12 protein-coding genes and 1 tRNA gene are annotated in these 11,514 nt (G+C 71.7%); 8 read left to right on the forward strand and 5 right to left on the reverse strand.

All coding sequences use genetic code 11. The features are described 5' to 3' along the window. Window positions 1-4: 4 nt before the first annotated feature. From C1703_RS35240 to C1703_RS35250, 3 genes are read left to right on the forward strand one after another with little or no spacing between them, the layout of a single operon-like run. Complete coding sequence (locus C1703_RS35240) at window positions 5-916, forward strand: ATP-binding cassette domain-containing protein (RefSeq protein ID WP_114256647.1); 912 nt, start codon at window positions 5-7, stop codon at window positions 914-916. A gap of 1 nt (window position 917) precedes the next feature. Next, entirely contained in the window at window positions 918-1,820 is a 903-nt protein-coding gene (locus C1703_RS35245) for a sugar phosphate isomerase/epimerase (RefSeq protein WP_114256648.1), read from the forward strand. Window positions 1,821-1,838: 18 nt separating this feature from the next. Then, entirely contained in the window at window positions 1,839-2,858 is a 1,020-nt protein-coding gene (locus C1703_RS35250; RefSeq protein WP_114256649.1) for a Gfo/Idh/MocA family oxidoreductase, read from the forward strand. Between the two features lie 118 nt (window positions 2,859-2,976). Here the strand turns inward: C1703_RS35250 and C1703_RS35255 are convergent, their stop codons facing one another. The 4 genes from C1703_RS35255 to C1703_RS35270 form a co-directional block, all read right to left on the reverse strand. After that, window positions 2,977-3,363, reverse strand: coding sequence for a hypothetical protein (locus C1703_RS35255; protein WP_114256650.1), 387 nt, complete (start codon window positions 3,361-3,363; stop codon window positions 2,977-2,979). 338 nt (window positions 3,364-3,701) lie between these two features. Next, window positions 3,702-4,706: a Gfo/Idh/MocA family oxidoreductase gene (locus C1703_RS35260; RefSeq protein ID WP_114256651.1), complete on the reverse strand. Its 1,005-nt coding sequence runs from the start codon at window positions 4,704-4,706 to the stop codon at window positions 3,702-3,704. Between the two features lie 46 nt (window positions 4,707-4,752). Beyond that, window positions 4,753-5,529 carry an SDR family oxidoreductase gene (locus tag C1703_RS35265; RefSeq protein ID WP_114256652.1) on the reverse strand — a complete coding sequence of 259 codons (777 nt, stop codon included), beginning with the start codon at window positions 5,527-5,529 and terminating at the stop codon, window positions 4,753-4,755. An 8-nt stretch (window positions 5,530-5,537) separates the two neighbouring features. Then, window positions 5,538-6,695 (reverse strand): phytanoyl-CoA dioxygenase family protein, encoded by a 1,158-nt coding sequence (locus C1703_RS35270; protein WP_114256653.1) that lies wholly within the window; start codon window positions 6,693-6,695, stop codon window positions 5,538-5,540. 109 nt (window positions 6,696-6,804) lie between these two features. Here C1703_RS35270 and C1703_RS35275 point away from each other — a divergent pair, with 109 nt between their 5' ends. Further along, window positions 6,805-7,836, forward strand: a complete 1,032-nt coding sequence (locus C1703_RS35275; RefSeq protein ID WP_114256654.1) for a LacI family DNA-binding transcriptional regulator — start codon at window positions 6,805-6,807, stop codon at window positions 7,834-7,836. A 65-nt stretch (window positions 7,837-7,901) separates the two neighbouring features. Further along, complete coding sequence (locus C1703_RS35280) at window positions 7,902-8,513, forward strand: TMEM175 family protein (RefSeq protein ID WP_114256655.1); 612 nt, start codon at window positions 7,902-7,904, stop codon at window positions 8,511-8,513. A gap of 43 nt (window positions 8,514-8,556) precedes the next feature. Here C1703_RS35280 and C1703_RS35285 read toward each other — a convergent pair whose 3' ends face one another. Beyond that, the gene (locus C1703_RS35285; RefSeq protein ID WP_114256656.1) at window positions 8,557-9,720 is read right to left on the reverse strand and encodes a Gfo/Idh/MocA family oxidoreductase; all 1,164 of its coding nucleotides are present in this window, start codon (window positions 9,718-9,720) and stop codon (window positions 8,557-8,559) included. 111 nt (window positions 9,721-9,831) lie between these two features. Between C1703_RS35285 and C1703_RS35290 the strand changes: the two genes are divergently transcribed. The 3 genes from C1703_RS35290 (at window position 9,832) to C1703_RS35300 (ending at window position 11,457) form a co-directional block, all read left to right on the forward strand. After that, window positions 9,832-10,833, forward strand: coding sequence for a LacI family DNA-binding transcriptional regulator (locus tag C1703_RS35290; RefSeq protein WP_114256657.1), 1,002 nt, complete (start codon window positions 9,832-9,834; stop codon window positions 10,831-10,833). 188 nt (window positions 10,834-11,021) lie between these two features. Beyond that, on the forward strand, window positions 11,022-11,318 hold the full coding sequence (locus tag C1703_RS35295; protein ID WP_114256658.1) for a hypothetical protein: 297 nt from the start codon (window positions 11,022-11,024) through the stop codon (window positions 11,316-11,318). A 65-nt stretch (window positions 11,319-11,383) separates the two neighbouring features. Further along, window positions 11,384-11,457: transfer RNA gene (locus C1703_RS35300), tRNA-Pro, on the forward strand. Window positions 11,458-11,514 lie beyond the last annotated feature (57 nt).

The following is an 11,514-nucleotide window of genomic DNA, read 5'->3' on the forward strand; positions in this document are numbered from 1 at the left end:
CGGAATGACAAGCAACTCCACCGGCACCCACGGGGCCGTTCTGAAGGACACCCGGCCCGCGGACGAGCGGCCCGTGATCGAGCTGAAGGCCGCCGGCAAGTCCTACGGCAACATCCGCGCCCTGCACGGCGTCGACCTCACCGTCCACCCCGGCAAGGTGACCTGCGTCCTCGGCGACAACGGCGCCGGCAAGTCCACCCTCATCAAGATCATCTCGGGGCTGCACCAGCACACCGAGGGCGAGTTCCTCGTCGACGGCGAACCGGTGCGGTTCTCCACCCCCCGCGAGGCCCTCGACAAGGGCATCGCCACCGTCTACCAGGACCTCGCGGTCGTCCCTCTGATGCCGGTGTGGCGGAACTTCTTCCTCGGCTCGGAGATGACCAAGGGCCCCTGGCCCGTGCGCCGTCTCGACATCGAGCAGATGAAGAAGACCGCGGACGAAGAGCTGCGCAACATGGGCATCGTCCTGGACGACCTGGAGCAGCCCATCGGCACGCTCTCCGGCGGCCAGCGCCAGTGCGTCGCCATCGCCCGCGCCGTCTACTTCGGCGCCCGCGTCCTCATCCTGGACGAGCCGACCGCCGCCCTCGGCGTCAAGCAGTCCGGCGTGGTCCTGAAGTACATCGCCGCCGCCCGCGAGAAGGGCCTCGGCGTCATCTTCATCACCCACAACCCCCACCACGCCTACATGGTCGGCGACCACTTCAGCGTCCTGCGCCTCGGCACCATGGAACTCTCCGCGGCCCGCAGCGACGTCTCCCTCGAAGAGCTGACCAACCACATGGCCGGCGGCGCCGAACTCGCCTCGCTCAAGCACGAGTTGGCGCAGGTCCGCGGCGTCGACGTCGAAGAGCTCCCCGAGGAGGGGGACCTCACCGCTCCCGTAGCCACGTCCTCGGAAGGAAAGTCCTGACATGGCCCTCGCGCTCGACCGCATCCGGGTCGGCTCCGCCCCCGACTCCTGGGGCGTCTGGTTCCCCGACGACCCCCAGCAGGTGCCCTGGGAACGCTTCCTCGACGAGGTCGCCGAGGCCGGCTACTCCTGGATCGAACTCGGCCCCTACGGCTACCTGCCCACGGACCCGGCCAAGCTCACCGACGAGGTGGCCAAGCGGAACCTCAAGGTCTCCGCCGGCACGATCTTCTGCGGACTGCACCGCGGCCCCTCCGAGTGGGACTCCACCTGGGAGCAGGTCAGCAGGGTCGCCGCCCTCACCCAGGCCATGGACGCCAAGCACCTCGTCGTCATCCCGTCCTTCTGGCGCGACGACAAGACCGCCGAGATCCTGGAGCCGCCGGAGCTCACCACCGAGCAGTGGCGCAACCTCACCACCGGCATGGAGCGCCTCGGCCGCGAGGTGAAGGACCGGTACGGCCTGGACATCGTCGTCCACCCGCACGCCGACACCCACATCGACACCGAGGAGCACGTCGAGCAGTTCCTCGACTCGACCGACTCCGACCACGTCAACCTCTGCCTGGACACCGGGCACTACGCCTACTGCGGCGGCGACAGCGTCAAGCTCATCGAGACTTACGGCGAGCGCATCGGCTACCTGCACCTGAAGCAGGTCGACCCGGAGATCCTCGCCGACGTCGTCAAGAACGAGATCCCCTTCGGCCCGGCCGTCGCACGCGGCGTGATGTGCGAACCGCCCGCCGGTGTCCCCGAGTTGGGTCCCGTCCTCGCGGCCGCGCAGAAGCTCGGCGTGGACCTCTTCGCCATCGTCGAGCAGGACATGTACCCCTGCGAGCCGGACAAGCCGCTGCCGATCGCGGTGCGCACCCGCAAGTTCCTGAGGTCCTGCGGCGCCTGACGACCCGAAAGGACGGCCATGAGCGAGCGCGCCACTCTGGGAGTCGCAGTCGTCGGTACGGGCAGGATGGGCGCCGACCACGTGCGCCGCCTCCACGAAGTCGTCAGCGGAGCGCGGGTCGTGGCCGTCGCCGACGTCGACGCGGAGCGCGCGAAGGCCGTCGCCGCCCGCGTCGACGGCTGCACCGCCCACACCGACCCGGCCGCCGCGCTGGCGGCGGACGGCGTCGACGCCGTCCTGATCGCCTCCCCGGGCCCGGCCCACGAGGCCACCCTGCTCGCGGCGTTCGAGCGCGATCTGCCCGTCCTGTGCGAGAAGCCGCTCACCCCCGACGCGGCCTCCGCCCTGCGCGTCCTCGAAGCCGAACTGCGCCTCGGCCACCGCCGGGTCCAGGTCGGCTTCATGCGCCGCTACGACCCCGAGTACGAGAAGCTGAAGGCCCTGCTGGCGACCGGCCAGCTGGGCCGTCCGCTGATGCTGCACAACCGGCACCGCAACGTGGCCAGCCCGCCCTTCTTCACCAGCTCCATGCTCATCAGCGACTCCGTCGCCCACGAGGCCGACGCGACCCGCTGGCTGCTGGGCCACGAGATCACGGCCGTCACGGTGCTGCGCCCGACGCCGTCCGCCAACGCCCCCGACGGGCTGCGCGACCCGCAGTTCGTCGTCTTCGAGACGGACGGCGGCGCCCTCTCCGACGTGGAGATCTTCGTCAACTGCGGCTTCGGCTACCAGGTCCAGGCCGAGATCGTCTGCGAACGCGGCACCGCCCGCATCGGCGACGGCCACGCCCTGGTCACCAACATGGCCGGCCGCTGGGGCGGCACCATCGCCCAGGACTGGACGGAACGCTTCGAGGCGGCCTACGACCGGGAGCTCCAGGCCTGGGTCGACGCCACGCGCCGCGGCGAGGTCACCGGCCCGAGCGTCTGGGACGGCTACGCCGCGGCGGCGGTGTGCGAAGCGGGCGTGCGGGCACTTCAGGACGGGGGCCGCGTAGAGGTGGCGTTGGTGGAGAAGCCCGCCCTGTACCGGTGAGTCCCGCTTGGTCAAGCCCCGTCTCACGCCTCTTACGACTTTCCGCCCCGACTCCCGGTCGGGGCGGAAAGTCCGCAATCATCGTGGAGTGCGCCGCGCCAGGCGGGGCTTTACTCCATCACCAGTTCTTGCAGGCAGTTCCGAGGTTCTGCTGGTTGTCGACACGCTTGATCGACCCGCAGCTTCGGATTCCGACTCCCTTGGCGTATGTGGCATTGATCGTGAATTTGTGACTGCAGCTGCCCCCCGTGCTGCTGCCACCGCAAATCATGGTGTACGTCTTGGTCGGCGAGGTGGTGGCGAAATAGGTGAACTGATACTGGGCAGGGCCTTGGGGTTCCGGGATCCCGTGGATAGTGACCGAGCTGACGTGCGTACCGCTGCCGAAAATCACCATTTCCACGTTGCCGCCGGTGACCGCCTCATCGGCACTTGCCGGTGCGGTTGCCATGGCCGTCATCGCGACTGCTGCGACCCCGGCGCCGATCAGTCTCCTGACCTTCACGTTGCTGCCTCCTTGTTCCCCCTGACGCCACTTCCTGTGGCGTGCGGTCAATTGGAGGCTACATGAAATGATCTGCTGGGCGGCTGGTTCTCGTGAAGATTGCGGGTGCCTTTTCGAGGGTAGGTTCGCCAATTCTTCTCATTAACCCCGGAGGGTTTGATCAAATTTCTGGAGTGTCCGGTATTTCCTTCACATTCAGGATTCAAAGTGCGTATTCGGAGTTGATTCTGAGGTGCCGGCGGCGAGTGCCGCCGGCTACGCGGGCCATGTGTCCATCAGGGCGCCGCCGGTAGTTGAAGCCCTCTGCGGGCCTGCCCTTCAGGGCAGGCCCGGCTCGTTCATGCCTGCCGTACCTCCTCGATGGTCACCGGACGGTGCTCGTGCAGCGACAGGGTGCACGCGTCGGCGATCCAGCCCGCCTCCAGGGCGTCCTCGATCGTGCAGGGGGAGGGGCGGGTGCCGGCCACGACCTCGGTGAACGCGGTCAGTTCGGCGCGGTAGGCCGCCGTGAAGCGGTCCATGAAGAAGTCGTGCGGGGTGCCCGCCGGGAAGGTCACGCCCGGCTCGACCGAGCGCAGCGGCAGCTTGTCCTCCAGGCCGACGGCGATGGAGTCCTGGAAGCCGTGGATCTCCATGCGGACGTCGTAACCGCGGGCGTTGTGACGGGAGTTGGAGACCACCGCGATCGTGCCGTCGTCCAGGGTGAGGATCGCGCCGGTGGTGTCGGCGTCGCCCGCCTCCTTGATGTACTCGGCGCCCCGGTTGCCGCCCACGGCGTACACCTCGGTCACCTCGCGCCCGGTCACCCAGCGGATGATGTCGAAGTCGTGCACGGAGCAGTCGCGGAAGATGCCGCCGGAGGCTGCGATGTACGCGGCCGGCGGCGGCGCCGGGTCCAGCGTGGTGGAGCGGACCGTGTGCAGCGCGCCGAGCTCGCCGCTCCGCACGGCGGCGCGGGCGTTGACGAAGCCGGTGTCGAAGCGGCGGTTGTAGCCGATCTGGATCGGCACACCCTTGCCCTGGACGGCCTTCAGTACCTCGACGCCCTCGGCCATGGTCTTGGCGACGGGCTTCTCGCAGAAGACCGGCACTCCGGCCTCGACACCGGCGAGGATCAGCGCGGGGTGGGCGTCCGTGGCGGCCGCGACGACGATCCCGTCGACACCGGCGGCCAGCAGCGCCTCCGGCGAGTCCACGACATCGGCCCCGAACCGCTCGGCGGCGGCCTTGGCGGCGTCCGCGAACGGGTCGGTGACGACGAGCGACTCGACGGCGTCGAGCCCGGACAGGGTCTCGGCGTGGAAGGCGCCGATGCGGCCGAGGCCGAGGATTCCGATACGCATGGGGGTGTTGCTCCTAGAGAGAGGGGAGGGTTTCTTGCGGGAGGTCTCAGTCGAGTCCGCCGAGCACGTTCTGGTCCCAGTCGATCACCGACCCGGTGACCACCCCGGACCGGTCCGACAGCAGGAAGACCACGAAGTCGGCGATCTCGTCCGGCTGGCCCAGCTTGCCCATCGGCAGTTTCGCGGCGGCTTCCTCGCGCCAGTCGTCCCCGGCCCCGTGGAACGCCTTCTGCGTGGCGTCCTCACCCTCGGTCGCCGTCCAGCCGATGTTCAGCCCGTTGATCCGCACCCGGTCCCACCGGTGCGCGTGCGCCGCGTTCCGGGTCAGCCCGATCAGCCCCGCCTTGGCGGCGACGTACGGCGCCAGGAACGGCTGGCCCCCGTGCGCCGACGACGTGATGATGTTGACGACCGTGCCGGGCGCCTTGCGCGCCACCATGTCCGCGACCGCGGCCTGCATCGCGAAGAACGGCGCCTTGAGGTTGATCGCGATGTGCTGGTCGAACAGCTCGGGCGTGGTGTCCAGCAGCGTCCCCCGGGACGTCAGCCCCGCCGAGTTGACCAGGCAGTCGATCCGGCCGAACGCGTCGACGACCTCGGCGACGGACGCCTTCGCCTGCTCGGCGTCCGCGAGGTCGGCCCGGACGAACATCGCCTTGCCCCCGGCGGCGGCCAGCTCGGCCACCAGCGCCTCACCGGGTTCCGGCCGCCGCCCGGTGACGGCCACGACCGCCCCCTCACGGACCGCGGCCCGCGCGATGGCCGCGCCGACGCCCTGACTGCCGCCGTTGACCAGGACGACCTTGTCGTGGAGAAGTCCCATGGAGTTCCTCAGCTCTCTCGCCGCTCGGCACCGGCCCGCAGCTCCGCCCGGAGCACCTCCGGCGTCCACTCCTCGCGCAGCGCCCGCCGCAGCAGATCCGCCTGCGAGGGCGGGGCCAGGCCGTCGACCGGCGGGTCGCTGTCGAGGTTGGTCGGGAAGGGGTAGCCCTCGGCGCTCGCCGCGATCACGCGGTCCAGCCACGCCTGGTCGGCACCCTCGGCCCGGCGCTTGAGCAGCACCGGGTACACGGCGTTGGCGACGGCCTCCCGGTCCACCGTCTCCATCGCCCGCCCGAACGCCGACGACACCTGGAGCAGGTTGGCCATGCGCCGGATGTCCGCCGAGCGGTTGGTGCCGGCGGCGTGGAACAGCGCCGGGTTGAAGAAGACCGCGTCGCCCTTCGCGAGCGGCAGTTGCACGTGGCGCGCCTCGAAGTACGCCCGGAACTCCGGGAGCCGCCAGGCGAGATAGCCCGGCTCGTACTTCTGCGAGTGCGGCAGGTACATCGTCGGCCCGGACTCCACCGGCATGTCGCAGTGCGCGACCGCGCCCTGGAGGGTCAGCACGGGGGAGAGGCGGTGCACGTGCGCCGGGTAGGCGGCGGCCGTCTCGTTGGACAGGAAGCCCAGGTGGTAGTCGCGGTGCGCGGTCTGGGCGGCGCCGCCCGGGTTGACCACGTTGAGCTGGGAGGTGACCTGGTAGCCGGGGCCCAGCCAGGCCGTGGAGACCAGCGCGAGCACCTCGTTGGCGTAGTAGTCGGCGAACGTCTCCGCGTCGTAGAGGGCCGCCTTCTCCAGCGCGTTCCACACCCGGTCGTTGGCGCCGGGCGCGGCGAAGTGGTCGCCGGCCGTCGCGCCCGAGGCACGCTGCTCGGCGATCAGCCCTTCGAACACCGCGGTGGCCCGGTCCACGACCTCCGGGTCGGGGAAGGCGCCGCGGAAGACGACGATGCCCGGCCCGTCGGCGAGCGCCCGCACCAGCTCGGCCTGGACCACACGGTCGCCTTCGACCAGGCCGGCGTCGTAGACCGGCACGTTCCGCTCGACCGTGGAGGCGTGCGGATAGTCGGCGGGGTCCGTCGCCTGCTCGACCAGCGCGCGGAACGCGTCGAGGTCGCAGTCGTGCTCGGACAGCCAGGCGCGGCGGGATAGGGAAGTGATGGACATCGTCGTCCCTTCGGGGGTCACGGACCGACGCAGCCCTGCCATTCTTGTCAGTACAAACCCCTCGAACAACCAGCAGCGAGCCATCAAAAACCCCTCAAGGAGGCGAGGCGTGGGCCACCCCTTCCCGATCCGGGAGATCGCACGTCAGGCGGGTCTGAGCGAGGCCACCGTGGACCGGGTCCTGAACGGCAGGGGCGGCGTGCGCGAGAGCACCGCGCGGGAGGTCCACCAGGCCATCGCGGACCTCGACCGGCAGCGCACCCAGGTCCGGCTCGTGGGCCGGACCTTCATGGTCGACATCGTGATGCAGGCGCCGGAACGCTTCACGACCGCGATCCGGGCCGCCCTGGAGGCGGAGCTGCCGGCACTGCACCCGGCGGTGCTGCGCTCCCGCTTCCACTTCCGCGAGACCGGCCCGGTCGGCGAGCTGGTGCGGACCTTGGACCGGATCGCCCGGCGCGGCTCGCAGGGCGTGATCCTCAAGGCGCCGGACGTCCCCGAGGTCACCGCCGCCGTCGGCCGGCTCGCCACCGCCGGCATCCCGGTCGTGACGCTGGTGACGGACCTGCCCGCCAGCGCGCGCCTCGCCTACGTCGGCATCGACGACCGGGCGGCGGGCGCGACGGCCGCGTACCTCATGGGGCAGTGGCTGGGGGAGCGGCCGGGCAACATCCTCACGAGCCTCAGCAGCGGCTTCTTCCGCAACGAGGAGGAGCGCGAGATGGGCTTCCGCAGCGCCATGCGCGCCCGGCACCCCGAGCGCACGCTGGTCGAGATCGCCGAGGGGCAGGGCCTGGACGCCACCCAGTACGACCTCGTCCGGGCCGCGCTGGAACGCGACCCGGACATCCGCGCCGTGTACTCGATCGGCGGCGGCAACATCGCCACGCTGCGGGCCTTCGACGACCTCGGCCGGGCGTGCGCGGTGTTCGTCGCGCACGACCTCGACCACGACAACACCCGGCTGCTGCGCGAGCACCGCCTGTCCGCCGTGCTCCACCACGACCTCCGCCAGGACGTGCGCGAGGCCTGCCACACCGTCATGCGCGCCCACGGCGCCCTGCCCCCGGCGGGGCCGACCCTGCCGTCGGCGATCCAGGTGGTGACGCCGTACAACATGCCGCCGCAGGCGGCCGTGTGATCCGGGTACGGGGGCCGGGCGTGGGTCCTGGGGAAGGCGCGCCCGGGCCCCTACGGTCGGGGCCCATGTGGACCTCGCGACCGGACGGCGGACCCGAACGGCTGGTGACCCTGGTCGACGGTGTGTTCGCCATCGCCATCACGCTGCTCGTCCTCGACCTCTCGGTGGCCCGGGACCTCGATACCGCCGCCTACCGCGCGGCCCTGCGCGAGCTCCTGCCCGACCTCGGGGCCTACGCGCTGAGCGTCGCGGTGCTGGGGAGCTACTGGCGCGACCACCGCCGGATCTTCCAGGACGTACGGGAGATCGACGGGCAGGTGATCACCCTCTCGATGGCCGGCCTCGGCGTCGCGGCGCTGGTCCCCTTCCCCACCCGGCTGCTCGCCGAGTACGGGGACCAGCCCGTGTCCGTCGCCGTCTACGCGGGGGCGGTCGCCGCGCTCGGCGCCTCCCACCTGGCGGTGGCCGCCGTCCTGGCCCGACGCCCCTGGCTGCGCCACGACCGGCCCTCAGAGGCCGCCCGCACGCTCTATCTTCTGGATGGTGCCGCCTCCGTGGTGGTCTTCCTCGTCACCGTCCCGCTGGTGTTCGTGACCGGCCCCCGGATCATGTGGGGGTGGCTGGTCCTCGTCCCGCTGCGGGTCTACCTGGGCCGACGGCTCCAGGCCCGGGGCTGACGGCTCAGGGCTCCAGGCCCGGGCGCTGACGGCGGGCGGCGCGTCACGCCGGGCCGCCCACCTCCGCCCAGGTGCCGCTCGCGGCCGACCGCGCCATCGCGTCCAGCGCGGCCGCACTGTGCACCGCGTCTTCCAGGGTCGCCCCGTGCGGGGTGCCCTCGGCGACGGAGCGCAGGAAGCGGTACGCCTCGATGACCTTCAGGTCGTCGTACCCCATGGCGTTCGCCGCGCCCGGCTGGAACGCGGCGAACTCGCCGTGCCCCGGGCCGACGTACACCGTGCTGACGGACTGGTCCTGGTACGTCGTGCCGCGGCTGATCCCCAGCTCGTTCATGCGCCGGAAGTCCCAGAAGACCGCCCCCTTGGTGCCGTGCACCTCGAAGCCGTAGTTGTTCTGCTCGCCGACCGAGACCCGGCAGGCCTCCAGCACCCCGCGCGCCCCGGAGGCGAAGCGCAGCAGGCAGCTGACGTAGTCCTCGTTCTCGACCGGGCCGAGTTCACCGCCCGAGGCGCGGCTGTGGCCCGCCGTCGCACCGGTCGGGCGGGCCCGCTCCGGGAGGAAGATCGCCGTGTCGGCCGTGAGGGACGTGATGTCGCCGAGCAGGAACCGGGCCAGGTCCGCGCCGTGCGAGGCCAGGTCGCCCAGCACCCCGCTGCCCCCGCGCTCCCGCTCGTACCGCCAGGTCAGGGCGCCCTCGGGATGGGCGGCGTAGTCGCTGAACAGCCGGACGCGGACGTGGGTGACCGTGCCGATCTCGCCGGAGGCGATCAGCTCGCGGGCCGCCTCCACGGCCGGCGCGTTGCGGTAGTTGAAGCCGACCGTGCCCTGCACGCCCGCCCCGGCCACCGCGTCCGCCACCGCGCGGGCGTCCTCGGCGGTCAGTCCCACCGGCTTCTCGATCCAGATGTGCTTGCCCGCCTCGGCCATGGCGACGCCGATCTCGCGGTGCAGGAAGTTCGGCGCGGTGATGCTGACCGCCTTCACGCGCGGGTCGGCGGCCACCTCGCGCCAGTCGCGGGTCGTCGAGGCGAAGCCGAACTGCGCGGCGGCCTCCTCCGCCCGGCCCGGCACCTCCTCGGCGACCGTCACCAGCCCCGGAACGAGGGGCAGCCGCGGGAAGTGGTGCCGCACGCGCGCGTACGCCTGGGTGTGCACCCGCCCCATCCAGCCGAAACCGACGACGGCGACGCCGAGCGTGTCCACCATGAGAGCCCCTCTTTGGACCGTTCCAGAACCTGTCCAGGCCACCCTGGGACGTGGTTTCCGCTGGTGTCAACCCTTTGACAAGCCGGAGCCCTCCGTGGAACGGTCCATGCCATGAGACCACCGACCATCCGAGACGTCGCCGAACGGGCCGGCGTCTCCAAGTCGCTGGTCTCGCTGGTGCTGCGCGGCTCCGACCAGGTGCGCCCCGAGAAGCGGGACGCCGTGCTCCGGGCCGCCCGGGAACTCGGCTACCGGCCCAACGCCGCCGCGCGCTCCCTCAGCGAACGGCGCACCCGCACCGTCGGCGTCCTCCTGAACGACCTGCGCAACCCCTGGTTCGTCGACCTCCTCGACGGCCTGAACTCCCTCCTGCGCGAGCGCGGCCTGCACATGCTGCTGGCCGACGCCCGCCTCAACCGCCGCACCGGCCAGGACCCGGCCGACCCGCTGCTGGACCTGCGCGTCGACGGCCTGGTCGTGGTCGGCACCCTGCCCGATCCGGCGGCCCTCGGCGCGGCCGCCGAGCGCATGCCGGTCGTCCTGGCCGGTGCCCGCGAGCCGGTGCCGCCCGGGGTGGACCAGGTCGCGGGCGACGACGAGCGGGGCGCCCGGCTGGTCACCGAGCACCTCATCGGCCTCGGCCACCGCCGCATCGCGCACCTGGCCGGCTTCGGAGCCGTGGGCGAGCTGCGCCGCCGCAGCTTCGAGGCGACGATGCGGGCGCACGGTCTGGCGGACCGGGCCGTCGTCGAGAACGGCGACATGACCGAGGAGGGCGGCTACCGCGCCACGGTCCGCCTCCTGAGCCGGCCCGACCGTCCCACCGCCGTCTTCGCCGCCAACGACATCACCTGCGTCGGCGCCCTGTCGGCGGCGGAGGAACTCGGACTGCGCGTCCCGCACGACGTGTCCGTCGTCGGCTACGACAACACGAGCGTCTCCCGGCTGCGCCACCTGTGGCTCACCACCGTCGACAACGCCGGCCACGAGGTCGGCCGCCGAGCCGCCCGCTTCCTCCTCGACCGCTTCGAACGGCCCGGGGGCGAGGGACGGCTCCACCTGGCCGCGCCGACGCTGGAGATCCGGGGGACGACGACGGCGCCGCCGGCTTGATCCGGTGGCGCGGCAGCGGTGATCTACGCGACCTCGGTGGCCAGTTGGCCACTGTACGGCGGTCGGTGTCCGTCTCAACCCCTATGCCCTGGTCGGGAGTTCCCGCCGACTCGCGTATTGTTTGCGGCATATGCCCGGCAGTTGGGAATTCCGGGGCATACGAGCGCGCGGCGAAGGGGGAGCAACAGGTGGACGAGACGCGGCACCGACCCGTCAGGCGAGCCGGACCGACCGGAGGAGCCGTCCCGGCACTCCTGGCCGTCGTGGCCTGCGCCGGACACGCGACCAAGGCGGAACTGCCCTGGTGGGCCGTCCTCGCCGTCGCCGTCTCGACGGTGGGCCTCGCCGGCTGGACCGGCGCCCGGATCGGCCGCCGGCGAGGACCCGGGGACGAACCCTTCGAGCCGGGCGAGCAGGTCCTCGGCACGTGCGCGCTGCGCGCCTCACACCCCGAACACATGCCGCCCCCAGGTCCGCGAGGCTGATCCCCGCTCCGCACATGCGGTAGGGTTGACCTGCGCGATCACGCGGTTCACCCCGCGGGACGCGGCGGGACGTGGCGCAGCTTGGTAGCGCACTTGACTGGGGGTCAAGGGGTCGCAGGTTCAAATCCTGTCGTCCCGACTGGAGACAGTCGCACATCGGGCTCGGTAGCGAGGCGCCCGGGTCCGTCAGGCCGAC

This window comes from Streptomyces sp. Go-475, assembly GCF_003330845.1.
Taxonomy (GTDB): Bacteria; Actinomycetota; Actinomycetes; order Streptomycetales; family Streptomycetaceae; genus Streptomyces.